Origin of the sequence: Rhizobium sp. LjRoot98 (genome assembly GCF_964252935.1) — a bacterium.
Classification (GTDB): Bacteria; Pseudomonadota; Alphaproteobacteria; order Rhizobiales; family Rhizobiaceae; genus Pararhizobium.
This window is the reverse complement of record NZ_CAXUPW020000001.1, coordinates 1,533,420-1,556,807: the sequence shown is the minus strand read 5'-3', so window position 1 is coordinate 1,556,807 and position 23,388 is coordinate 1,533,420. Positions and strand designations below refer to the sequence as shown.

At 60.0% G+C, this 23,388-nt stretch carries 19 protein-coding genes and 1 tRNA gene; 4 read left to right on the top strand and 16 right to left on the bottom strand.

All coding sequences use genetic code 11. From position 1 onward, the window contains the following. Position 1: 1 nt before the first annotated feature. Genes ACSQ3J_RS07705 through ACSQ3J_RS07695 form a run of 3 tightly spaced genes read right to left on the bottom strand, consistent with a single transcriptional unit; the run spans position 2 to position 2,564 of the window. Complete coding sequence (locus tag ACSQ3J_RS07705) at positions 2 to 850, bottom strand: ABC transporter permease (RefSeq protein ID WP_060511997.1); 849 nt, start codon at positions 848 to 850, stop codon at positions 2 to 4. Then, positions 850 to 1,431, bottom strand: coding sequence for an ANTAR domain-containing response regulator (locus ACSQ3J_RS07700; protein WP_060501144.1), 582 nt, complete (start codon positions 1,429 to 1,431; stop codon positions 850 to 852). Before ACSQ3J_RS07700 ends, ACSQ3J_RS07705 begins: the two co-directional genes overlap by 1 nt. Continuing rightward, positions 1,428 to 2,564 (bottom strand): transporter substrate-binding protein, encoded by a 1,137-nt coding sequence (locus ACSQ3J_RS07695; protein ID WP_060501142.1) that lies wholly within the window; start codon positions 2,562 to 2,564, stop codon positions 1,428 to 1,430. Before ACSQ3J_RS07695 ends, ACSQ3J_RS07700 begins: the two co-directional genes overlap by 4 nt. A 666-nt stretch (positions 2,565 to 3,230) precedes the next feature. On the opposite strand from ACSQ3J_RS07695, the gene ACSQ3J_RS07690 reads away from it, so the two are divergent. After that, positions 3,231 to 4,232, top strand: coding sequence for a porin (locus ACSQ3J_RS07690; protein ID WP_060501140.1), 1,002 nt, complete (start codon positions 3,231 to 3,233; stop codon positions 4,230 to 4,232). A gap of 138 nt (positions 4,233 to 4,370) precedes the next feature. On the opposite strand, the gene ACSQ3J_RS07685 is transcribed toward ACSQ3J_RS07690, so the two are convergent. The 5 genes from ACSQ3J_RS07685 to ACSQ3J_RS07665 form a co-directional block, all read right to left on the bottom strand. Beyond that, on the bottom strand, positions 4,371 to 4,886 hold the full coding sequence (locus ACSQ3J_RS07685) for an RrF2 family transcriptional regulator (protein WP_082511908.1): 516 nt from the start codon (positions 4,884 to 4,886) through the stop codon (positions 4,371 to 4,373). Positions 4,887 to 5,228: 342 nt separating this feature from the next. Continuing rightward, positions 5,229 to 6,134: a calcium-binding protein gene (locus ACSQ3J_RS07680; protein ID WP_060501137.1), complete on the bottom strand. Its 906-nt coding sequence runs from the start codon at positions 6,132 to 6,134 to the stop codon at positions 5,229 to 5,231. Positions 6,135 to 6,238: 104 nt separating this feature from the next. Next, positions 6,239 to 7,306 (bottom strand): siderophore-interacting protein, encoded by a 1,068-nt coding sequence (locus ACSQ3J_RS07675; RefSeq protein ID WP_060501135.1) that lies wholly within the window; start codon positions 7,304 to 7,306, stop codon positions 6,239 to 6,241. Between the two features lie 12 nt (positions 7,307 to 7,318). After that, entirely contained in the window at positions 7,319 to 8,431 is a 1,113-nt protein-coding gene (locus ACSQ3J_RS07670) for an ABC transporter substrate-binding protein (RefSeq protein WP_244481800.1), read from the bottom strand. 41 nt (positions 8,432 to 8,472) lie between these two features. Beyond that, the gene (locus ACSQ3J_RS07665; protein ID WP_244489759.1) at positions 8,473 to 10,728 is read right to left on the bottom strand and encodes a TonB-dependent siderophore receptor; all 2,256 of its coding nucleotides are present in this window, start codon (positions 10,726 to 10,728) and stop codon (positions 8,473 to 8,475) included. 200 nt (positions 10,729 to 10,928) lie between these two features. Between ACSQ3J_RS07665 and ACSQ3J_RS07660 the strand changes: the two genes are divergently transcribed. Then, a complete protein-coding gene (locus tag ACSQ3J_RS07660) occupies positions 10,929 to 11,981 on the top strand; it encodes a helix-turn-helix transcriptional regulator (protein WP_060501126.1) in 1,053 nt (350 codons plus the stop codon). Positions 11,982 to 12,091: 110 nt separating this feature from the next. Here the strand turns inward: ACSQ3J_RS07660 and ACSQ3J_RS07655 are convergent. From ACSQ3J_RS07655 to ACSQ3J_RS07640, 4 genes are all read right to left on the bottom strand, one after another. Continuing rightward, positions 12,092 to 12,178: transfer RNA gene (locus ACSQ3J_RS07655), tRNA-Leu, on the bottom strand. Positions 12,179 to 12,318: 140 nt separating this feature from the next. Then, complete coding sequence (locus ACSQ3J_RS07650; RefSeq protein ID WP_060501124.1) at positions 12,319 to 13,758, bottom strand: phosphomannomutase; 1,440 nt, start codon at positions 13,756 to 13,758, stop codon at positions 12,319 to 12,321. Positions 13,759 to 14,113: 355 nt separating this feature from the next. After that, positions 14,114 to 14,494, bottom strand: a complete 381-nt coding sequence (locus tag ACSQ3J_RS07645) for a YqaA family protein (protein ID WP_436038971.1) — start codon at positions 14,492 to 14,494, stop codon at positions 14,114 to 14,116. Positions 14,495 to 14,555: 61 nt separating this feature from the next. After that, positions 14,556 to 14,837 carry a SelT/SelW/SelH family protein gene (locus ACSQ3J_RS07640; protein WP_060501123.1) on the bottom strand — a complete coding sequence of 94 codons (282 nt, stop codon included), beginning with the start codon at positions 14,835 to 14,837 and terminating at the stop codon, positions 14,556 to 14,558. A gap of 222 nt (positions 14,838 to 15,059) precedes the next feature. Between ACSQ3J_RS07640 and ACSQ3J_RS07635 the strand changes: the two genes are divergently transcribed. Next, positions 15,060 to 15,476, top strand: a complete 417-nt coding sequence (locus tag ACSQ3J_RS07635; RefSeq protein ID WP_060501446.1) for a DoxX family protein — start codon at positions 15,060 to 15,062, stop codon at positions 15,474 to 15,476. Between the two features lie 139 nt (positions 15,477 to 15,615). Here the strand turns inward: ACSQ3J_RS07635 and infB are convergent, their stop codons facing one another. The 4 genes from infB to rimP form a co-directional block, all read right to left on the bottom strand. Then, complete coding sequence (gene infB / locus ACSQ3J_RS07630; protein ID WP_436038922.1) at positions 15,616 to 18,324, bottom strand: translation initiation factor IF-2; 2,709 nt, start codon at positions 18,322 to 18,324, stop codon at positions 15,616 to 15,618. Between the two features lie 104 nt (positions 18,325 to 18,428). Continuing rightward, complete coding sequence (locus ACSQ3J_RS07625) at positions 18,429 to 19,115, bottom strand: RNA-binding protein (RefSeq protein WP_060501119.1); 687 nt, start codon at positions 19,113 to 19,115, stop codon at positions 18,429 to 18,431. 45 nt (positions 19,116 to 19,160) lie between these two features. Continuing rightward, positions 19,161 to 20,768 carry a transcription termination factor NusA gene (gene nusA, locus ACSQ3J_RS07620; RefSeq protein WP_060501118.1) on the bottom strand — a complete coding sequence of 536 codons (1,608 nt, stop codon included), beginning with the start codon at positions 20,766 to 20,768 and terminating at the stop codon, positions 19,161 to 19,163. Between the two features lie 58 nt (positions 20,769 to 20,826). Next, a complete protein-coding gene (gene rimP, locus ACSQ3J_RS07615) occupies positions 20,827 to 21,444 on the bottom strand; it encodes a ribosome maturation factor RimP (RefSeq protein WP_060501116.1) in 618 nt (205 codons plus the stop codon). A gap of 268 nt (positions 21,445 to 21,712) precedes the next feature. Between rimP and ACSQ3J_RS07610 the strand changes: the two genes are divergently transcribed. Next, positions 21,713 to 23,341 (top strand): MFS transporter, encoded by a 1,629-nt coding sequence (locus tag ACSQ3J_RS07610; protein WP_060501114.1) that lies wholly within the window; start codon positions 21,713 to 21,715, stop codon positions 23,339 to 23,341. The last annotated feature ends 47 nt before the right edge of the window (positions 23,342 to 23,388 follow it).

The window sequence follows — 23,388 nt, the reverse complement described above, 5'->3', positions numbered from 1 at the left end:
CTCAGCCCCTCCCGCGCTGGGTGGGGTCGAGGATATCGCGCAGCGCATCGCCCACCAGGTTGAAGGACAGTGCAGTCAACAGGATGACGGCGCCGGGAATGAACACCAGCCAGGGGGCGGCCTGGAAATAGCTCTGGCTTTCGAAGATGATATTGCCCCAGGAGGGCGTGGGCGGCTGCACGCCGATGCCAAGGAAGGAGAGCGTCGCTTCGAGAAGCACGGTCGTGGCGATGCCGAGCGTGCCCCAGACGATTGCCGTCGGCATCAGATGCGGCAGGATATGATGAAACAGGATGCGGGCATGACCAGCGCCGAGCGAGCGCTCTGCCAGGATGAAGTCACGCTCCACCAGGCCGCGGGTTTCGGTATAGACGATGCGCGCCACCTGCACCCAGTTGACCAGTGCGATCACCATGGCGACGATCCAGAGGCTGGGGCGCAGAAGGGCTGCAAGCACGATCGCCAGAAGCAGCGCCGGGAACGCCATCATCAGATCGGTGAAGCGCATCAGCGCATTGCCAAAAAGGCCGCGCATGTAACCGGAGAGGATGCCGATCAGGAGGCCTATCGCAACCGCGATTCCGTTGGCAACGAGGCCGATGATCAGCGATGTGCGGGCACCATAAAGAAGGCGTGAGAACAGGTCACGGCCGAGCGTGTCGGTGCCGAGCAGGAACTGGGCGCTGGGCGGCAGCGGAGCGCCTTCCAGCGTCAGGCCGTCAAACATCTGCTCATCGGGATTGTAAGGCGCAATCAGCGGCGCTGCGACCGCCATGAAGACGACGAGGGCAACGACGGCCAGGCCGAACAGCGCTGACGGCTGGCGGATCATGCTTTTCAGAATGCGCATCAACCGGCCTCCGGCAGGGGCTCGGCGCCACCGAGGATGGAGGCCGCAACCTGCTCCATCGGCATCCGCCGCTGCATCGCGCAATTGCGCAGGATGGTATAGGCGAGCTCCTCATTGACCTTGCGCACCGCAATGATGCGCTCGACGGCGGCATGAACCAGCGGCCGCAGACGGACGCGCTCTTCCAGATGGTTCATCCTGTCGATGACCGCCTTGCGCTCGCGGTGAATGCCGAGTGCCATGACCAGGGCAGGGTAGACGGCGGAGGAAGCCAGTGGTTTTGCAATGATGGCACCGACACCCTGCTCCATCGCCCAGGCGATGCGGCCGGGTGCTTCCGAGCCGAGCAGTGCCACCAACGGGCAGGGTGCACTGCCGCCGTTCCACGGCAACAGGCCGTCCCAGCCCTGGTCGGCATCGACAAGCACGACATCCGGCAGGTCGGTGGCGTCGAGTGGCTGCCACTGGACCGTCACCTGAAAGCCGATGAGCTTCAGTTGGCGTGTCAGCCGTTCGGTCGTGTTGTCTTCCCGGTGCAGGATGGTGGCACGCCAGCCGGTGAAATTCGGTGTTTCCCTCATGACACGATCCTCAAAGGCGACGGCATCCGGCTGCGGCGGTTCGTCAGATAAGGATCAGCGGCGATGGCCGGCTGTGAGGCGATGATATCGAAGCCGCCTTCATCATTGATCCGGCCGAGATGGAAGGGCAGTGCCGCATGACGGGTATCGGGATTGATCAGGATCGGCCCGAGAACGGTTGGCAGAGGTGCGGCCGACAATTGACGTGCGACGGCGGTTGGGTCATCCGTGCCGGCAGCAAGGATCGCCTCTGCGCAAAGCTTGACTGAGGCATAGGCGCTGGCGAAAACGCTCGAAATACGCCGCTGGCTGCCAAGTTTGGCTGCCACCTGGGCCTTGAAGCCGGCATTTTCAGGCGTTGCGACCGTATCGAAATAGGCGGCCGCGCAAAGCTGGCCGGTGGCAACACCGAGACCGATATGGGGAATTTCGCTTTCCTGCAGGTCACAGCTGACGACCGGGCAATTTTCCGGGAGGAAGGCCGGGTTGCGGGCGCCAAGCGCGCGGATGGCGGCGAGAAAGGCGTAGCTCGACGGTCCGATGAAATTATTCAGGATGAAGCTTGGCCGGCGCTGCTCGATATCCAGCACGATGCGCTCGACGGCAGTCTCCTCCAGCGGCAGGTACCGTTCGCCAAGCACCTCGCCGCCAGCATCCTCGATCAGCTCGCGGGCCAGCCGGTTCATTTCCCAGCCCCAGACGTAATTGGCGCCAACGAGATAGGGACGGCGGCCGAAGCGCGGGATCAGGTAATCGAACAGCGGCAAGAGGTGCTGGTTGGGACAGCCGCCGGTATAGATGACATTGTCATTGGCTTCGAAGCCCTCGTAAGGGCACATGTACCAGAGCAGACCGTCATGTTTTTCGACAAGAGGAATGACCTCCTTGCGGGCGAGCGAGGTGATGGTTCCGATGATGTGGCGGCAACCGTGATCGCGCAGCATTGCGCGCGCACCTTCGAGGTAAGCGGTGATATCGGCATGGGGATCGATGACAACCGGCTTGATGGCGTTGCCATGGAGCGCGCGGACCTCTTCGATGGCAAAGTCGGCACCGTCACGTGCGTCGCGTCCGATCTCGGCATAGGGGCCGGTCGTGGAATAAAGGATGCCTATTTTTACCGCGTTGTTCATTGATCCGCCAAAAACCAAAAACCCCACGACGCAGAACCCATCTGTGATGGGAGCATCGTGGGGCCAAACTGCCCGTCGACCATGAGGTCATGTCAAGGAAGTGCTTAATCCGTTGGCAAGATTAAAATACGGGCACCGTATCTGTGTCAAGCGCGATTCGTTGGAGCCGGGGGCCTCGAATGGAAATGGCGAAGTGATTCGTTCTGAGGCGGCCTTATGGGACGGTGTTGAGCCTGCAGTATCATAATGCTGCGTGCCACTCCGTTGGCCCGCAAGATTCGTGCGCATTGCGGTGTTTTGACGGCCTTCACGAAAACGTCAGGGCGTCCTACTTGCGGTTTCGCCGAATGGTCACTACCTGAAAGCTCTAAATGTTACCGGTCACACCCACCAGGGTTTGTGGAGTGGTCGTGCGTGCATCTAAGGTAGTGAGGGTACTCACGATCCTGTGCATCAGGGCGTTGCGTTTCGGCAACACTCAAAATCCCAACCATCAATGTGACGAGAATATGACTGTAATTTTTATTGTTACAGTTCTTGGCCTATGTAATCTCGGCGTGCGGTTTCGGCCGCTGCCATTGGGGCTTGAATCGATATTTGGGGTGGGGGACGCTGATTTTTCAGCCACGAAAGCCTGTGCCCGATCGAAACTTGATTGGATCCGAAATGACTATGAAGGCTATTCTTTTTGCCTCTGCTGCGGCGTTGACCACAGCAAACGGTGCATTTGCAGCCGACGCTATCGTTGCTGCTGAACCTGAGCCGGCGGAATACGTCCGCGTCTGCGACGCGTTCGGCACCGGCTACTTCTACATTCCGGGAACGGAAACCTGCCTGAAGATCGGCGGTTATATCCGCTTCCAGACCGACTTCGGCCGTGATCAGTCCGGTTCGTCTGACTGGAATACCTTTACGCGCGCACAGCTTGAGTTCGAAGCAAAGAACGACACCGAATTCGGCACGCTGTCCAGCCTCGTTGCGCTTCGTACAAACGCTCGCAACTCTTCCGGTTCTTCGAACAACAATACCTTCCTCGACCAGGGTTACATCGAAATCGCCGGCCTGCGCGTTGGTATGCAGTACAGCTGGTGGGATGACGACTTGAGCGGCGAAACCGACCTGATCGCCAGCAACGAAACCCGTCACAACGCCATCCGCTACCAGTACGAAACCGACGCCTTCAAGGCCGGTATCGCTGTGGAAGAGCTGGAAGACACCGCGCGTCCGAACAATGTCGGTATCACCGGCCAGGTTTCCGGTACGGTTGGCGTTGTCACCGCCTACCTGCTTGGCGGTTATGACACCGATAGCGAAGAAGGTGCTATCCGCGCGATCATCTATGCTGATCTCGGCCCAGGCCAGCTCGGCATCTACGGTGCGTATGCTACCGGCGCCAACTACTACTACGAAGAGTCCGAATGGACTGTTGGCGCTCAGTACGAACTGAAGGTCAACGAAAAGTTCTCGATCACGCCTGGTGTTCAGTACTTCAGCAACATCGACCTGAACGGCAACGACTTCGGTGGTGGTGATGCCTGGACCGGCGGCGTGACCGTCGACTACAAGATCACCGACGGCCTGAAGACCAAGGTGAGCCTCCAGTACCACGACGAAGACGATGGCGATGACGAAGTGTTCGGCTTCGTGCGTCTGCAGCGCGACTTCTAAGTTACGCTTCAAGATCCGGCTGGTCGCGTGAAGGCGCGGCTAGCCACCGGTTCGTCACGGATTTGACTGACCTCCGATCAGTGACGGGGACGGTCCGGTTCCCTCCGGCCGTCCCGCACGGCCGCATGTGATTCTGCCTCAGGGCGCGATCGCCCTTCCGACTGGACACTTGCCGCCATCGATGGTCGCCAGTTCCGAGATGGCATCCTCCACAGATTTTTCCTCAAGAAGACCCAGCAGGGCCTGCTCGGCTTTCTTGCTCAGCTTTGCCGACCATTCGTTCATATTGCTTGAGACAAAGCATTCGGCTGGAATATCCTCACGCGTACCCCATATTTTCTTGTCTGGCGTGACTGCAAGATAGATTTCACTCAGATAAATCGCGCTGGCGGACCGGCCAAGCCGGTAACCTCCCTGATATCCTTCAGACGACACAAGAATATTCTTCTGCATCAACGGTGCGGCCAGCTTGCGCACGAGACTGGGCTTGGCATCGAGCTTCGCTGCCAGCGTATCGCTCGTTGAGCGGATATTATTTCTTTCGTTGACGGCAACTGTAATAATGATTTGCAGAGCCGAAGAGAAGCGCGTGTCCATCATGGGAGCACATACTAATGCAGGCTTTTGAAAAAACCAGATGGTTAGTGCACGCATAGTAAAACTCTCCAGCGGTTTACCGCCAGAGGCTTCATCTTGACTACAACTGCACCCGCTGGATTGGCTCGCCAATCGCTCGAGAGAACGCGGTCCCGATTTCTTAACGGACCGGACATGCTGCCCAGATAGGATTTGGAAAATGCGATTTCAATAGGGCTCCTCATATTGAGGCCGCCTCAGCGAAATTTTGTATTTGGGTGCAGGGGAACCCGTGCCTCTCATGGCTTTTCGCAAAACGCCAGCCAGCCTTCAGGTATCGCGGCCGGACAAAAAAATCGGCCTGAAACCGTGAACGAATGCTCAGGTTTCAGGCCGATCGAATCAAGGTCCGGTGATCAATCAGACGAAGAAAAAGTCATTGGCGTGAAGGTCTGCCTTGTCGACTCCTTCCAGGAGGATCGAGCCCGTACCGAATTTGATCAGAACGCCATCGGCCGTGTCGACTGCCGCTGCCTTGACGGCGGTGAACGATGCCAGGACGCTCTTGTCCAGGCTCAAGACGTCACCTGCCGTGCTTTTGCCAGCCTGGAAATCGTAGATGGTGTCCTTGCCCGAACCAGCCTTGAAGATAAAGGTATCCTTGCCGGCGCCGCCCGCCAGGGTATCATTGCCTGTTCCGCCGGTCAGCCTGTCGTTGCCGCTGCCGCCAGTCAGAATGTCATTGCCGGCGCCACCGTTAAGTATGTCGTTGCCAGCGTCGCCCTTGATCGTGTCGTTGCCGCCTTCGCCATACAGCGTGTCGTTGCCTTTGCCGCCACTCAGAGTGTCGCCCTTGCCGAAGCCTTTGAACACGTCGTTACCGGTGCTGCCGGAGAATGAGATGCTGTCCTTCTTGAGCAGGGCCAACAGGCCCTTGGTATCGGAGGACGTCAGGCTGGAGCGCAGAGCATTGGCATCCGCACTCGTTTCCAGGCTAAGACCGGAAATCTTCAGGTCGGTGGACTGGGTGAAGACCTGCTTTCCCGTGTCGAGCTTGGTCGAGGTGCCGAAGCGCAACCCATCCAGCGAGCCACCAACCTGATGGGTCGCCATGTCATAGGCCCAGTCGGTTTTACCGGCATCAAAGACCACGCCGGTGCCCTTTGCATCGAGTGCTGCATATTGCTTGCCCGACAGGCCGCTGGATCCACTGAACGAGCCCCGGCCGGCCGGCGAGAAGCTGCTATCAAATTTTGCGAGATAAGCGAGTACGTTGACGCCGGTGCCGTCCTTGTTGACGTCCGTGACGGAAATATTGATCGTCATTCATTGCCCCCAACAGTTGAATATACCTACGATACCTCGGCTATTTAAGATGATTATAATTGTCAAGTTATTGGCAAGGAAAATATGATAAAATAAATCATCTTTTAAGATTTTGTGCCTTCCCGCCAATAGGCGACGACGAGATGTTGGTCGTTTTTCAGTTTCCAGTCCTGGCGCGCGAGTTGCCGGATGGTTTTGAAGGCTGAAAATTCGCAGGCGGCCCAAAGATATATGCTTTCGTCGCCCTGGGGGCGGTGCGTTTGCCGGAGGGCTTCGACAAGGAGGCTGCCGGGCTTTTCTGCGTTGCGGATCAGCCAGTGAATGCCGATGGCAACAGGCGTCTGCAGGTTCTGGATTTCGGCGGCATCCGAAACTTCAAGATAGGCGGCGCCGGATGAATCGGCGGGCAGGTTTTCCAGCATGCGGGCAATGGCTGGAATGGCGGTCTCGTCGCCCGCAAACAAATACCAATCTGCATCCATAAGCCCGCCACCGCCAGGACCGAGTACGCCGACTTCCATCCCGATGGTGACGGCCTCGGCAAAGCTCGATCCCGGTCCGGCATCGGCGTGCAGCACGAAGTCGATATCGAGTTGGCTGGTCGCAAGGTCTATCGAGCGCACGGTGTATTTTCGCATGGACGGTTTCAGGTCCGGCCGCTCCCATTCGATGAGGCCACTTGCCCCGACAAAGGGCCATTGCGGTTCGGCAAGGCCGGGCTGCTGGATCAGCAGGTTCAGGTGCAGCGCGTCGAGGTTGGCAAAGCGTGCCGCGTTTTCGCAGCGGAAAGTTATGCGGCGCATATGCGGTGTCACGTCCCGGGTATCGGTAACCGTCAGGGTCTGAAAATTCGGCGGCCGCTCGGCATCGCCATGATCGCCATTCCAACAGATTTCTGGGACGGTCTCCCCTGCGAATTCGAGAATGTGGGAAGCAACAGTCATGCGCGCGAAATAGAGGTGCTCGAAGTCCGGCGCTTCGATGTTGATGCGCGTCATTGCGCCATCGGCCGAGAAGCGGGCACTGCAGCCGGAAAGACGCAGTAAGACATCGCCGGATTCCTCGCTGATTTCGGCATTGTGTTCGCGCATGTGCTTGCACAGTTCTTGGATCACTGTCTGCGGATCGACGAGGTCGATGACTGCCTGCGCCGTGTAGATTTTGCCGTCCATTAAATTGTCCTTTTATTGCGGCAACCGCGAAGCGTCGAAGTCGAGCCAGAAGGTGCCGTTGAGCGGTACGCTCAAAAAGCGCCTGTTGATCTCGGCGAGGGTTTCAGAAGGGGCGATATCTTCGAAGAGGTCCGGATGAATCCATTTCGCGTAGCATTGGAAGACCAGAATATTGAGAACGGAAATCGAAAGCTGATGAGACGCGGCATGAGCCCGGCCCTCACGTACCGCCGTGAAGTGGGTGCGCACGTCGTTGGAGATGACACGGGTGAAGGATTGGGCTGCCGCCTCGGCACTGACGTCACCGCCGAGCACGAGGCCTCCTTGAGCGGCAAGATGCGGGCCGCCGGTGGCGATATAGATGTCCGGGTCCCTCTCCAGCACGAACTCGGCGCTGAGTTTTCCATCATAGCCGGGCATATCGGCGGCAATGCTTTCGCCACCGGCCAGCCGTAGATAGTCCGTCATCCGGTTTTCGCGCCCAGGCGTCGAGCAACAGATGGCCCCGGCATGGGCATCGACAAGAACCGACTTGCGGGCAACCCCCTTGGTACGATCGGTGATGCGCTGATAGTGCGGCCGGAGGAACTCGCCGAAGTTTCTAGCCTCGACTTCACGGCCAATGACCTTGCCGAGAAGCTCGAGCGAAAAGATGGCCGTGTCGGCCGGTCCACTGCCGTTGTTGTGCGGTCCATCGAGAAAGACGACGGGCACACCGGCGGATTCTAGCGTTGCGGCGATATCCATCCAGCCATTGTCCCAGATGGAAACGAGATAGACATCCGGCCTGACGGCAAGGATCGCTTCCGGCGACGTCTTCGACGCCACCACTCCGCCGGCCACGGGAATGCCGTCGATCGCCGGAAATCGCTGCCTCAGGTCGTTGTAGAAACCTCGATCGATCCGCTGCGGTGCCGCCCAGCCGGCCAACCGGGAAATCGGGTCGGGCTCGATCAAGGCGAGCGACAGGATGAGCAAGCTCTCATTGGTGGCGATGCGCTCAGCCGGTTTGGCAAGGCGTACTTCCCGTCCGGCCGCATCCGTGAACCGGATTTCGGCATGGGCAGGCGCTGCAAGGAGGAGCGAGACGAGGCCACACGCGGCAAGCAGGGAGAGGGCCGCCAACCAATTGGCAGCCCTTTTCGCGGCTGACGATGATTGCACGATTACCATACGTATTTCAGGCTCGCGGTGACCGCCCGGCCTGCGCCGTAGTTGCAGCTTCCGCCGGTAATGTTGAGGCAATGGGAAACATATTCCTTGTCGAAAAGGTTGCTCACGTTGACGCGAAGCGTTGTTCCCGAAAATGCCGTATCCATGGCGCCGAAATCATACTGGGCCCCGATATCGACAAGCGCCCGGCCAGGAATGCGCAGTTCTTCGAGATATTTGGCGTCGGTCTGGTAGGAGGATGTCATGCGCACGCCAGCGCTGAGCGATAGGCCTTCGATAACGGAAGGGCGATAGTTTACCCAGGCGCTGGCCTGATGCTCCGGCAGGCGCAACATCTCGCGGCCCTTGGCGATGGCGCTCGTGCTTTCGAGCACCTCGGAGTGAGAATAGGCGTAGGCCGCGAGCAAGTCGAGTTCAGGCGTCACCTCGTATTTGGCTTCAAGCTCAAGGCCGCGAACACGCTGCTTTCCGGTTTGGACGTTGTAGAGGGTGCTGGTGGGATCCGGCGTCAGGCCGTTTTCCAGGGTGAGATCGAACAGCGAAGCGGTGATCATGCCATTGCCGCCGGGCGGCTCGTATTTCACGCCGATTTCGTACTGCTCGGCCTTCTGCGCCTCGAACGGCGTACCTGCCTGGCTGGAGCCAAGCGCAGGCAGGAAGGTGGTGGAGTAGCTGACATACGGGGCGATGCCGCTGTCGAACAGATAGGTGAGGCCCGCACGCCAGGTCAATTCACGATCATCATTGGAGACGGCCGGCGATCCGGCCAGCATCCGGTTTTGCGTATCGATGTCGGAAAGATCGTAGCGCAGGCCGAAGGTGCCGATCCAGTTGTCATAGCGGATTTGATCTTGGAGATAGAAACCGATCTGGCGCTGTTCCTGAAGCCCCGAGCGCTGGATTGCGGGTTTAGGGATGGAGCCGGCGCCATAAACCGGGTCGAGATAGTCGAGCGGCGGCACGCCAGCAAACCCATTGCCGAACGTCGTCGAGGAATCGGCTCTCAGATAGTCGATCCCGAAGAGCGCGGTGTGATCGAAGGCGCCGGTATCGAAGCGGGCTTCAAGCTGGGTATCGACGTTGAAGCTCGAAACCCAGTCGTCGGAAATGGCCGAGGCACGGTTCAGCGTATGGCCGTCGGGCTGATAGGCGAAGGCTGGATTGACGAGCACCAGGAACATGTTCTGGCTGGAGCGGCCGTAACGCAGGTTCTGGCGCACGGTCCAGGTCTCGTTGAACTCGTGGGAGAATTCATAGCCCAGCGTGTAGAAATCGCGCTCGAAGACGCTGGCATCGGGATCTCCGAGAAACAGGTCGAGCGGGATTTGCCCCAACGGGTTTTCGATCAGGGTACCGATGGCCGGATAAAAGCGAGGGTTGAAATCCTTCGGCCGATCCTTCTGGTAATAGCCATGAAGCGTCAGTTCCGTCTGGTCGGTCGGTGCCCAGGTCAGGCTCGGCGCCAGCATCAACTGGCGTTCCCGCTCCCGGTCAATCTGCGTGCCCATGTTTTTGCCAAGGCCGGTCAGCCGGTAGGACCAGTCGCTACCCTCGCTGACCGGGCCGGTGAAGTCGAACGTGCCCTGGATACCGCCATGGGAGGAGGTCTCGATACCGAGTTCGTTGCGGCTTTCGGTGTGTGGCCGCTTGCTGACTTCGTTGACGAGGCCGCCGGGGATCGAGCGGCCATAAAGTACCGATGCCGGTCCTTTGATCACGTCGATGCGTTCCAGCGCATAAGGGTTGATGCTGGGCGTCGCATAGTTGCTGGGATCACCGGGCAGGACCAGTCCGTCGAGCCATACCGTGCCATAGGTGTTGAAACCGCGGATGTAGAGCCAGTCATAGCGAATGTCATAGCCGTTCGGATCCGATAAGACGCCCGGCGTGTAACGCAAGGCCTCCGCCACGGTATTGACGCCCTGTGCATCCATCTGGTCGCGCGTGACGACGCTGATGGCTTGCGGTGTTTCGAGAAGCGGCGTGTCGGTCTTGGAGCCGCTCAAGGTTCGCTTGGCGACAATGCCCTGGTCTGGTCCTTTCGGATTGTCCTTGCCCGGGTCGACCGTGATCTTTTCGAGCGGCGTGGCAGAGCCGGATTCCTGGGCGAACGCATGGGGGCAAGGGATGGTAAGGCCGAATGCTATCGTCGAGGCCAGCAGAATGTCCTTCCGGTTGAGCCTGATGGTTCGATTGAACCGCCCCATCTGGTATTCCACGGTAAATTCCGCTTTCTGGCCGCCGCTCATGTCTTTGTCCCCACACATTCGCATCTCTGGTAAACTTGACCAAGTAAATCAAGTTAAGATATTGCTTTAGGGCACTTGTCCCATGATCGGCAACGAAGAGACCTTTGCGCAACGCGCAGATATCTTTGTTCGTAGCCAAAGTTTTCATCGTGGCGACGGGCGCAAGGCGGCTGGTAAGATTCCCGGTGCAAACCGGGAGCATGATGCGTTTCGAAGGGTTGGCGATGACCTCCTCCACGATCCAACCGGACATGGAAGCTGGCTATGAACTGCGCAGTACGGGCAAGCGGTTGCGCGTGCGCGATTTCCTGCGTCAGGACGGCGTTGTGCTGGAGAGCCCGGATGACCAGCTCTCGCCCGACGATACGTTGATGGAGGGCGAGTTCCTGCATCGGGAACTTCGCCGCGGGTTGGTGCTGCATGTCAGCGATGCGATCGAGGAACGGCCCTTCACCGCGACATCACGGCTTGGCGAAGAGTTGTCCTGCATCTTCTTTCTCGACGGCAATGTCGACCTTGCCATTGGCGACAGGCATTTTACGTTTCAGGCGCAGAAGGGGGTGGCAAGCGGCGTCGCGATCATGAATGCCAACCCGGAGAGCTTCAAGCGGGCCTCCCATGGGCGCCAGCATTTGCGGCATGTCGTCGTTTCTGCAACGCCGGAATGGCTGCATCTTGATGCCATGGAGGAGATCGCGGACACCAAGGGCGGTGAACGGTTGATGCGTGAGCATCTGGCCGAGCATCGCTGGACGCTGACACCGCGGATGATTGAACTCGTCCGGCAGATATTTGCGCCATTGCCGCTCCTGCCGGCGATGCGCGATCTCTACCTTGAAAGCCGCGCTGTGGAGCTTGTTGCCGAAACCATGGCGGCGGTGCTCCATGCCGGCCGGCGTGCGCCGGGAGGTGCGCTGCTCACGCGCCAGGATGCGGTCTGCCTGGATCGGGCCAAGGATTACATCGCAGTGCACTGGGACGCTCCACTGAATGTCGGAATGATCGCCCGCGCGGCCGGTGTCAGCGCCAGCGGCCTGCAGCGGCTGTTTCGGATTTCTGAAAACCAGAGCGTCTTCGAATATCTCCGCACGCTTCGGCTGGAGCGGGCTTTTGCGGCCTTGAACGGCGGCGAAGTGACAGTACAGGAGGCAAGTGCCATTGCCGGCTATTCGGCCGCTTCCAATTTTTCCACCGCATTCCGCCGCCAGTTCGGCACAATCCCGCGCCACGTCATGCTGACGCGCAAAGGCTGATAGGTTGCTTGGAACTTCCCGGTAATGTCCGATTTCAGATATAAAAAAAGCCCGGCGAACCGGGCTTTTTTTGATCTTCGAAACTGCCTGGGCAGTTGCGAATATGAAATTGGTGCCCAGAAGAGGACTCGAACCTCCACACCCTTTCGAGTACCAGCACCTGAAGCTGGCGCGTCTACCAATTCCGCCATCTGGGCGACGAGCGGGGGTGTACGGGGCTCGCGCTTTTGTGTCAACAGGGTTTTTGAGTTTTTCATTGAAAATGAGTAGGAAAGTTGAGCAAACCGTTGAAGGGGAATGATTTTTCCCCAAACAATTTCGCCGAGCTTTGCTGCAATCACGCTGCCGGCTGCCGCTCGCCAAAGGCGCGAATGCAAGCGAGCCCCTGTTCGAGGACCTGCTTTGCCTGATCGGCTGTTTCCGCCTCCGCATAGCAGCGCATTTCCGGTGCATTTCCCGAGGGGCGGAAGTGAACGACGCTGCGATCGGTCAGTGTCACGCGCAACCCGTCGACGTCGCTGAGCGTTTCCGGCTTTCCGATGGGGGCGAGAAAACTTGCCAGATTGTCCGGGCCTGAGCGGAGATGGCTCATCAGCGCAGCACTCGTCTCCAATGGAAAATTTTCGATCCGGTCGCTCAGCGCCACCCGCAGGGCAAAGCCTGCTGCAAGCGATGAGAGAGGCTGCTGGCTGCGTGCGGCAAGTGAAAGCACGGCAAGCGCCGGCAGGAAGCTGTCGCGCGTTGGCAAGGCTCTAAGCTTGGTGCCGTTGAGGGTGAAATCCGTGGCGGTCAGGGTGCCGCCATTGGCCTCGAAGCCGACGACGCCGGTTTTCCCGTTGCGGACCGCCTCCAGCATGCCCTCGATGACAAATGGCGAACCGACGCGCGTGCGCAGGATGGAGAGGCCTGGCTGGCCCTCAAGGCCCGAATTGGAGGTGACAGGCGTCACGGCAACAGTCGCGCCAGTAAATTGTGCTGCGATCAGGCCCAAAAGATCACCGCGCAACGGTAGGCCGGTTTCATCGCTGACAAGCGGGCGGTCGCCGTCGCCATCGGCCGAGACGATCGCGTCGAGTTGATGCTCGGCCGCCCATGTCTTGAGCAAGTCGATGGTTGCGGGCGAAACGGCTTCGGTATCGACTGGAATGAAATCGGCGGAGCGGCCAAGTGCAACGACATCGGCGCCGTAATCCCTCAGAACCTCGACGAACAGGTCGCGTGCCACGGTGCTGTGCTGATACACGCCGACTTTCAGGCCGGTCAGAGCGCCTGCGGGAAGGACTGCGGCGTTGCGGGCCAGGAAAAGTGCCTCGGCCTGCCGGGCATGGTCGGCGGCCGGGCCGGGCGTCGCATCGATCGGGACCGAGCGGGCCATGAGCGCTGCTGCTTCCGCGCCGATTGCGTCCTCGTCGATCTTGGAGATTTCCCCGTCCGGGCGGTAGAACTTGATGCCGTTGCGGTCGGCGGGGATATGCGAGCCGGTGATCATCAATGCTGCTGCACCGCTCTCCAATCCATAAAGGGCGAGAGCCGGCGTCGGTACGGTCCCGCAATCGAGAACGGTCAACCCGCAGCGGGTCAATGCGCCAGCGCAGATCGCTGAAATTTCCGGGCTGGAGGCGCGAAAATCCCGGCCCAGCAGGATCGGATCGCCGATTTTCGCTTGGCCGGACGAGAGGAGATAGCGGGCAAACGCGGTCGCGTAGAGGGCGGCGGGAGGGCCGTTGAGGTCGATGGATAGGCCGCGCAGGCCGCTGGTGCCGAATTTCAAACTCAATCCATTCTCCGCTTCGTTGCCAGGATTTAGTAATCACATGAGTGATCAAAGGAAATAAGGGAGCATCCTGCCACTTGAACAGCTGGGACGCCGAATGACATCAAATTTGCAGCCGGATGGCCACGAAAGCACCAATAAACAAAAATACTGGCCGTTATGTGAAGCAGGAGTACCGACCAAGTAAACCCCTTCCGGTGAAATGCGGAACCAGATAGCGGGATTTCGAAATTTCGTTCTTGGCTAAGTGCTGAGCGGATGCTTTCTCATAGCGGCGTCTGCAGAAGGACTAATCTTTCTAAACGGCGCATGTTGGACAACGCGGCGGAACATTCTTCGCTTTTGACTTGAGCGGCGGTCAGGTGGTCAACGTGTCCCACGCCCATAACAACACCGCATAGCGCGCCGCCTTGCCAATCGTCACATAGACAATGAAGACAGGGAAAGGGGTACGCAGAAGCCCCGCCACCAGCGTCAGCGGGTCGCCGACCACGGGCAGCCACGAGAATAGCAGGATAGGCCGGCCATAACGGCCAAACAGCGCCTCTGCCCGCTTCCGGTTGAGCGGGCTGACCGGAAACCAGCGGCGATGCTCGAAACGCAGCAGAAAGCGGCCGAGAACGAAATTGACAACCGCGCCCAGCACATTACCCGCCGTCGCGGCCAGAAAGAGAGCGATGATCTGCGCATCCGGTTGCCGGGCGGCAAGGATCAATGCGGCTTCGGAGACGCCGACCAACAACGTGGCGGAGAGAAAGGCGGCGCTGAAAACGCCGAAAAGCAGACTTGCGGTCAAGGTGTCAGGTCCGGTCGGTGTGGCCGAGATCGCGTCCTGGTTCGATCACGTCGCGAACGCGCTGCTTCAATTCCTTCGGCCCCGGAAAGCCGCCGTCGCGCTTGCGTTCCCAGATCAGCGTCTCGCCGACATGGATTTCAAAATTGCCGCCGGTGCCGGGAATGAGGGCGACTTCGCCCAGGCTGTCACCAAAGGTGGAGAGCAGCTCCTGCGCCATCCAGGCAGCACGCAGCAGCCAGTTGCACTGGGTGCAGTAGAGAATGGCGATACGTGGCTTTTCTGTCATGGCGGTTTCCGTAGCGATATCAGGCTGGCGGACGTTATCCATCGGCGGAGGAGGCCGCAACAGCACGTGATCAAGAATGCCTCACAACATTGTTAACTAAATTTATCATGTTTTGGCGGGAGCCTCCCTTGATTGGTGCAATTTTCGCGGCAACAGAATGCGGCGTTGCAAAAATCAAGAGGAGCCAACATGACTGACCTTACATCGACCCGGCCGCCAGCCATGCTGCCCGCCCTGCAGCGGTTCTATCTGCCGCTCGATACGACGGCCGAAACATTGCTGCGCGTGGTTGCCGGCGTTCTGCTCGTCACCCACGGCTATGGCAAGATCATCAATCCAATGGGTGCCGTCGGCATGGTCGAAAGCCTGGGCTTCTACCCCGGCGTCTTCTGGTCACCGCTGCTGGCCGCGACGGAATTTTTCGGTGGCATCCTGATCGCGATTGGGCTTTTCACCCGCCCGGCATCCTTTGCCGCGATGATTGTGCTGCTGGTGACCGTATATTTCCACGGCGTCGTGAAGGCTGAGGGCCTGGGTGGCGCCGAGAAATCCATCCTCTGGGCCGCGATTTTCTTCTTCTTCGCAATCCGTGGTTCCAACACCCAGTCGGTTGATGCGAAGATCGGTAAGCAGATCTAAGACTTGAACGATTGGCGCGCCGCGGGTGGAAACATTCGTGGCGCTTTTTTGCCTGAATTCTTCTGATTGGCGGCAAGCCAGACAGAAAAATGGCGGCCGAAGCCGCCATTTTGAAACGATATGTTTAACCCGGAAGCGCTTACAGCGTGCGGGTAATATGCTCGACGCGGAAGCACTCGATCGTGTCTCCGGCGCGGATATCTTCGTAGTTCTCGAAGGCCATACCGCATTCCTGGCCCATCGGCACTTCGGAAACTTCGTCCTTGAAGCGCTTGAGGGTCTTGAGCTTGCCTTCGTGGATAACGACGTTGTCGCGAACCAGACGCACACCTGCACCGCGTTCGACCTTGCCTTCGATGACCCGGCAACCCGCGACCTTGCCGGTCTTGGTGATGTTGAACACTTCCAGGATTTCGGCATTGCCGAGGAAGGTTTCGCGGCGTTCTGGCGACAGCAGGCCCGACATCGCTGCCTTCACGTCATCCACCAGATCGTAGATGATGTTGTAGTAGCGGATCTCGATACCGGCGCGTTCTGCGGCCGTGCGGGCCTGGGCGTTGGCACGAACGTTGAAGCCGATGATGGCCGCGTTCGATGCTTCCGCCAGCGAGATGTCGGATTCGGTGATACCACCGGCACCCGAATGCACGATGCGGGCACGAACCTCGTCGGTTCCCAGCTTGTCGAGTGCGCCGGCAATGGCTTCGATCGAGCCCTGCACGTCGCCCTTGATGACCAGCGGGAATTCCTTGAGGCCGGTATTCTGCAGCGTCATCATCATCTGCTCGAGCGAGCCGCGCTGACCGGTTGCGCGGGCAACGGCCTTGTCGCGGGTCAGGCGCTGGCGATATTCGGAGATTTCGCGAGCACGGCTTTCGTTCTCAACGACAGCGAACTTGTCACCCGCCAGCGGCGTACCGGAAAGACCGAGGATCTCGACCGGCATCGACGGAGGCGCCTCCTTGACGTGTTCGCCCTTGTCGTTGACCAGCGCGCGCACACGGCCCCACTGATCGCCGGCAACGATAATCTGGCCAGGCTTCAAGGTACCCTTCTGAACGAGAACGGTGGCAACTGCACCACGGCCGCGATCGAGCTGGGCTTCAACGACGGTACCTTCTGCCGTGCGGTCTGCATCGGCGCGCAGGTCGAGGATTTCGGCCTGCAGCAGGATGGCTTCGAGCAGCTTATCGATGCCGAGGCCGGTCTTGGCCGAGACTTCGACGTCGAGCACTTCGCCGCCCATGGTTTCCACGAACACTTCGTGCTGCAGCAGCTGGTTGCGCACCTTCTGCGGATCGGCTTCGTGCTTGTCGACCTTGTTGATCGCCACGATGATCGGAACGCCGGCAGCCTTTGCGTGGCTGATGGATTCGATCGTCTGCGGCATCACGCTGTCGTCGGCCGCCACCACGAGGATCGCGATGTCGGTCGCCTGGGCGCCACGGGCACGCATCGCGGTAAAGGCGGCGTGGCCGGGGGTGTCGATGAAGGTGATCTTGTTGCCGTTCTGCTCGACCTGATAGGCGCCGATATGCTGGGTGATGCCACCGGCTTCGCCCGATACGACATGGGTCTTGCGGATGGCATCGAGCAGCGAGGTCTTGCCGTGGTCGACGTGACCCATGATGGTCACGATCGGCGGGCGCGGCTGCATATCGCCATCGTCCTTGGCGCTGAACAGGCCTTCTTCGACGTCGGATTCCGAAACGCGCTTGACAGTATGGCCAAATTCGCCGGCGATGAGTTCTGCAAGGTCGGCGTCGATGACGTCGCCCGGCTTCATCATCTGGCCTTCCTTCATCAGGTACTTGATCACGTCGACGGCCCGTTCAGCCATACGCTGCGACAGTTCCTGAATGGTGATGGTTTCCGGCAGGATAACCTCGCGCATGACCTTTTCGCGGGTTTCCTGCATCTGGCTGCGGCGGAACTTTTCCTGCCGGCGGCGCGTCGCAGCCATCGAGCGGCCGCGCGGATTGCCGTCGTCATCGAGAGCGGCAGTCAGTGTCAGTTTGCCCTTGCGGCGTTCTTCTTCCGTCTTCGGACGGGCAGGAGCTTTGGCAGGCTCCGGACGGACGACCTTGCCGCGCACCGGTGTGGTGGCGCCACGGTTCGGACGAGCTTCGTCATCCTCGCCTTCCGTCTTGCGGCGGGCACCAGCGGCCGGGGTGGCTGCTGTTGTTGTAGTTGCAGGCTTTGTTGCCTGGGCGCGGGCCTGATCTTCCGCCTTGCGCGCAGCAACGGCGGCGGCTTCCACTTCGGCGGCCTTTGCCGCTTCAGCTGCGGCCTTTTCGGCTTCGCGTTCTGCAGGGGTTCGGGCTGCCTCTTCGGCGGCGAGACGGGCTGCTTCAGCCTGTTCGGCCTTCAGACGCTCGGCTTCTTCAGCGGCACGGCGTGCCTCTTCGGCAGCGCGGCGCTTGGCGTCTTCGGCATCGCGGATCTGGGCTTCGGCCAGCGCACGGCGGCGGGCGTCGATCTCACCAGCAGAAAGCTGGTTGAGAACTACACCGACCCGCGGACGGTTGCTGTTATCCTGGCGATTGTCCTGCTGACGCGGCTGCTGCTGTGGCTGGGCCGGGCGCGCAGGCTGTTGCTGCTGCGGCACAGATGCCGGGCGCTGCGGTTCGACCACGCGTGCCACAGGGGCAGCAGGTGTTGCGATCGGAACGACCGGCTTCTCGTCTTCCGGCCGCATAGGCCGCCGCTTGCGCGTTTCGACCACGACAGCCTTCGTGCGGCCGCGACCCATGTCCTGGCGAACAGTTCCCTGACTCACCCCGGAAGGCTTCAGGGTAAGCGTCTTCTTGGCTCCGCCGAATGTCTTGTCGTCGTTGTTGTCGGTCATTCCGTTCCGTTCCTAAGATCAGGGCCGGATGCGTATCACCAGACCCCGCCGTTCAATTTCTGTTTTGCAATCGCGGTTGTGCCGGCCTTCGCCGGTGACCCCCGTCATTGTGTCGGCAAGCCAGATTCGGCGCCAACGGCTCGAGCAGGGACGGTTCCCCGATATCGTTCGAGCATGTTTGCGCGCTTCACTACACCCTCACCCGCCTGCCCTGCAAGCGCTGCGGCATGGATAAAAGCATTCTGGCCTAAAAGCCCTTCCATTTCAGCCTCGGTAAAGAAGCGAAAGGAGGGTATTTCCTGTCCATCATCGACGACAAAGCTCATCGCTTTGCGCGCCTGGTCTATCTTTCGCACCCCATCGGCTGCGGCATCCACCGCATGGAATGTGGCGAGCGCCGCCAGTCCACGCACGGCTTGCTCGACCTTCGAGGCGCCGGTGATGAACTGTGCCGCCTTGCGCGCCAGGTTCATCATGCCGCCAAGCTGCATCGACAGCAGCCGGTCCACCTCATCGGCAAGCTCCGGTCCGGCGGTCACATCCGCCTTCTTGAGCCCGCGGGCAAACAGCTTCCTGGCGATTGCCTTTTCCAGCACCGCCCGCTCCGCCGTTACCCAGCAGCCGCGACCCGGCAGCTGCTTCTTCAAATCCGGCACCACCCGGCCATCAGGCCCGGCAACAAAGCGGATCAGCGTTTCCGGTGTTCCGCTCTGCCGTGTCACGATGCACATGCGGCCATTCACTGCTTCACCATCGATGTCCCCGGCAGGGTCCTTGTCTTCAATCAACATGGCGATCTTCAAGCAGCATCAGCTTGATTCACGGTCAGAACGCCTTCAGGCGTCCTGTTCCGCGCCTTCCACGACTTCGAGCGCTTCTTCTTCGCGTGCCAGGTCTTCTTCGGTGATCCAGCCGGCGGCAAGACGCGCCTGCAGGACCATGCGTTCGGCATCGATGCGGGAGATTTCGAGCTTGGAGAACAGGCCTTCAAACTTCTTCGTCTCGCCGTCCTTGCGTTCCGACCAGCCGACGAGATCGTCAGCGGCGCAGCCTGCAAAGTCTTCCATAGTCTTGATGCCGTCTTCACCCAGCGCAACCAGCATCTGGCCGGTCATGCCGTTGATCGAGCGCAGGTCGTCGGAAACGCCGAGGGCGACGCGCTTGGCATCCATTTCGGCTTCCAGGCGCTCGAGATATTCGCGGGCGCGGGTCTGCAGTTCGTTGGCTGTGTCCTCGTCGAAGCCTTCGATCGAGGCAATTTCGTCGAGTTCGACATAGGCAAGCTCTTCGACGGCGGCAAAGCCTTCCGAAGCCAGAACCTGGCCAACCATCTCGTCGACGTCGAGGGCTTCCATGAACAGCGCGGTGCGTTCGTTGAATTCCTTCTGGCGGCGTTCCGATTCTTCGGCTTCCGTCATGATGTCGATATCCCAGCCGGTCAGCTGCGATGCGAGGCGGACGTTCTGGCCGCGGCGGCCGATGGCCAGCGAGAGCTGTTCATCCGGAACCACGACTTCGATGCGCTCTGCATCCTCATCGAGAACGACCTTGGAGACTTCAGCCGGCTGCAGCGCGTTGACGATGAACGATGCCGGATCCTGGGACCACGGAATGATATCGATCTTTTCGCCCTGCAATTCGCCGACAACGGCCTGAACGCGCGAACCGCGCATACCGACGCAGGCACCGACCGGATCGATCGACGAGTCGTTCGAGATGACGGCGATCTTGGCGCGCGAACCCGGGTCACGGGCAACCGAACGGATCTGGATGATGCCGTCGTAGATTTCCGGAACTTCCATGGTGAACAGCTTCACCATGAACTGCGGATGGGTACGCGACAGGAAAATTTGCGGGCCGCGCTGTTCGCGGCGCACGTCGTAGACATACGAGCGGACGCGGTCGCCGTAGCGCATGTTTTCGCGCGGGATCATTTCGTCGCGGCGGATGATGCCTTCACCACGGCCGAGATCGACAATGACATTGCCATATTCGACGCGCTTGACCGTGCCGTTGACGATTTCGCCGATGCGATCCTTGAATTCGTCGAACTGGCGGTCCCGCTCGGCTTCACGCACCTTCTGGACGATGACCTGCTTGGCCGATTGGGCGGCGATACGGCCGAAATCCATCGGCGGCAGCGGGTCGGCGATGAAGTCGCCGAGAATGGCGTCCGGATTGCGGTCGCGGGCCAGTTCCAGCGGAATCTGGGTCGAGTAGTCTTCGGCGTGTTCGACGACTTCGAGCAGGCGCTGAAGCCGGATTTCGCCGGTCTTGGAATTGATGTCGGCGCGGATGTTGCTCTCCGAACCGTAGCGCGAGCGGGCGGCCTTCTGGATCGCGTCGGCCATGGCGGCCAGAACGATTTCGCGGTCGATCACTTTTTCGCGCGCGACGGCATCCGCGATCTGCAGAAGTTCGAGCCTGTTAGCACTCACTGCCATATTAAAGTCTCCGTCTGATTGCCGGGGCCTCACTTGGAAGCGTCCCACGCCCATGAACTCAATTGATCGGCGAATCTTCGTCTTCGAAGTTTTCGTTGGCAGCCTGGGCTGCCTTTGCCTTCTTGTCTGCTGTCAGCGCATCGCGGATCAGGTCATCCGTGAGGATCAGCCTGCCTTCGGCCAGCGCCGTGAAGGGAATGACCACGCGCGGCTCTTCGCCGGGGGCCGGTTGATCGCGCTCGATCGTAAAACTTTCGTCGTCGGCCGACACGATTTTACCGCGGAAACGCTTGCGGCTGTCAACCAGGACCGACGTTTCGAACTTGATCAGGTGGCCGGACCAGCGAGTGAAATCGGACTTGCGCACCATCGGCCGGTCGATTCCCGGCGACGATACTTCTAAATGATACTCCCGATCGACCGGATCTTCCACGTCCAGAACCGGCGAGATCGCCGTCGAGATCGCTTCGCAATCGTCCACGGTCATAGTGCCGTCAAGCCGCTCGGCCATGATCTGCAGCGTTGCGCCATTCTGCGAGGACAGGCGCACGCGCACCAGTTGATAGCCCATCGGAATGAGCACGGGCTCGACGATGTCGGCGATGCGCCGATCGATCCCGGTCTCGGTGACCAGGCGTGGTTCCTGTGTGTTTTCTGCCGTTGTCGTATCGGACAAACGATGCTCTCCCAAAACATCGGTAATAAAAAAGAGCGGGTCCTGACGGGCCCACTCTTCATCAACCGATCAAGAATTTGAGGGTCATATACGCTCGATTGTCGGCAAATGCAAGGTATCCCGCTGTCAGGCCTGCAAAACGCGGATTCAGACCGTGAAGTGGTGAAATCCTGCCGATGGCAGCGCTTTTACTTGCCCGGCCTGTCATCTGGCTTAGATTGGGCGTCACAAAGACGATTCAAATCACAGACTAGGGTGGGAAAGCGCGTTGCCGCACAGACTATCGCCATTGGCGCCGTTCAAGCACGATACGTTCCGGGTTATCTGGGTGGCAAGTCTTGCCTCCAATTTTGGCGGACTGATCCAGGCCGTCGGCGCCGCCTGGATGATGACCTCGATTACGGATTCCGTGAACATGGTGGCGCTGGTGCAGGCCTCGACCTCGCTGCCCATCATGCTGTTTTCGCTGATTTCCGGCGCGCTTGCCGATAATTTCGATCGGCGCCGCATCATGCTGGTTGGCCAGTGTTTCATGCTCTGCATCTCGGCACTTCTGACGCTCTGTGCCTATTTTGGCATTATTACGCCCTGGCTGCTGCTGTTATTCACTTTCCTGATCGGCTGCGGCACGGCGCTCAACAACCCTTCCTGGCAGGCTTCGGTCGGCGATATGGTGCCGCGCGACGTACTGCCGGCTGCGGTCGCGCTGAACAGCATGGGGTTCAACATCACCCGCTCGGTCGGCCCGGCGATCGGCGGCGTGATCGTCGCGGCAGCCGGGGCCGCCGCGGCTTTTGCTGCCAATACGCTCAGCTATTTTGCCATCATCTACGCACTGTTGCGCTGGCGCCGCGAAGAAACGCTGTCGGCGCTGCCGCGCGAATCGATGGGCCGGGCGATCTCCGCCGGTCTGCGTTACGTCGCCATGTCGCCGAATATCGGCAAGGTGCTGGTGCGTGGTTTCGTCTTCGGTCTGTCCGCCAGCGCCATTCTCGCTCTTCTGCCGCTGGTTGCCCGCGATCTGGTCGCCGGCGGACCGTTGACCTACGGCATCATGCTGGGTGCCTTCGGCCTTGGCGCCATCGGCGGGGCTCTGCTCAGCGCCCGGCTGCGGGAGCACCTGTCGAGCGAATGGATCGTGCGCATCGCCTTTGCCGGTTTTGCCGTCAGCAGCGTGGTGACGGCGCTCAGCCCCTATGGCTGGCTCACCAGCCTTGCGCTTCTTCTGTCGGGCGCCGGCTGGGTACTGGCGCTGTCGCTGTTCAATACCACCGTGCAGCTCTCGACGCCGCGCTGGGTGGTTGGCCGCGCGCTGTCGCTCTACCAGACCACCACCTTCGGCGGCATCGCTTCAGGCAGCTGGATGTGGGGGCAACTGGCCGAAAGCCACGGCCCGGCAAATGCCTTGATCGTCTCGGCCTGTCTGATGATCGTCGGCGCTGCCATCGGGCTGCGCCTGCCGCTGCCGGAGTTCCAGTCGCTCAATCTCGATCCTCTCAACCGGTTTTCCGAGCCGCTTTTGAAGCTCGACCTCAAGCCGCGCAGCGGCCCAATCGTGGTGATGATCGATTACGAGATCGCCGACGGCGACGTGCCGGAATTCCTCACCGCCATGGCCGAGCGCCGGCGTATCCGCATCCGCGACGGCGCCGGCCAATGGGGATTGATGCGGGATCTGGAAAACCCGACCACATGGACCGAAACCTATCACGTACCGACCTGGGTGGAATATGTCCGCCACAACCAGCGCCGGACACAGGCGGATGCTGAGATTGGCGACCGCCTGCTCGCCCTGCATCGCGGTGATACCGCCCCCCGCGTGCACAGAATGATCGAGCGCCAGACGATTCTTCCTTACGAATATGAGCGCTACAAGCAGCAGATGGACATGCACTGAGCGCTCTGCAGTGTCCGTTATTGCTCGAAAGGCCGGTTTGCAACCCG

Coding starts and splice junctions, on each gene's coding strand:
- ACSQ3J_RS07690 (WP_060501140.1), top strand. CDS start 3,231: ATGACTATGAAGGCTATTCTTTTTGCCTCTGCTGCGGCGTTGACCACA.
- ACSQ3J_RS07675 (WP_060501135.1), bottom strand. CDS start 7,306: ATGGACGGCAAAATCTACACGGCGCAGGCAGTCATCGACCTCGTCGAT.
- ACSQ3J_RS07665 (WP_244489759.1), bottom strand. CDS start 10,728: ATGAGCGGCGGCCAGAAAGCGGAATTTACCGTGGAATACCAGATGGGG.
- ACSQ3J_RS07685 (WP_082511908.1), bottom strand. CDS start 4,886: ATGCGTGCACTAACCATCTGGTTTTTTCAAAAGCCTGCATTAGTATGT.
- ACSQ3J_RS07625 (WP_060501119.1), bottom strand. CDS start 19,115: ATGTTGATTGAAGACAAGGACCCTGCCGGGGACATCGATGGTGAAGCA.
- ACSQ3J_RS07700 (WP_060501144.1), bottom strand. CDS start 1,431: ATGAGGGAAACACCGAATTTCACCGGCTGGCGTGCCACCATCCTGCAC.
- nusA (WP_060501118.1), bottom strand. CDS start 20,768: ATGGCAGTGAGTGCTAACAGGCTCGAACTTCTGCAGATCGCGGATGCC.
- ACSQ3J_RS07705 (WP_060511997.1), bottom strand. CDS start 850: ATGCGCATTCTGAAAAGCATGATCCGCCAGCCGTCAGCGCTGTTCGGC.
- infB (WP_436038922.1), bottom strand. CDS start 18,324: ATGACCGACAACAACGACGACAAGACATTCGGCGGAGCCAAGAAGACG.
- ACSQ3J_RS07635 (WP_060501446.1), top strand. CDS start 15,060: ATGCTGCCCGCCCTGCAGCGGTTCTATCTGCCGCTCGATACGACGGCC.
- ACSQ3J_RS07660 (WP_060501126.1), top strand. CDS start 10,929: ATGATGCGTTTCGAAGGGTTGGCGATGACCTCCTCCACGATCCAACCG.
- ACSQ3J_RS07680 (WP_060501137.1), bottom strand. CDS start 6,134: ATGACGATCAATATTTCCGTCACGGACGTCAACAAGGACGGCACCGGC.
- ACSQ3J_RS07640 (WP_060501123.1), bottom strand. CDS start 14,837: ATGACAGAAAAGCCACGTATCGCCATTCTCTACTGCACCCAGTGCAAC.
- ACSQ3J_RS07695 (WP_060501142.1), bottom strand. CDS start 2,564: ATGAACAACGCGGTAAAAATAGGCATCCTTTATTCCACGACCGGCCCC.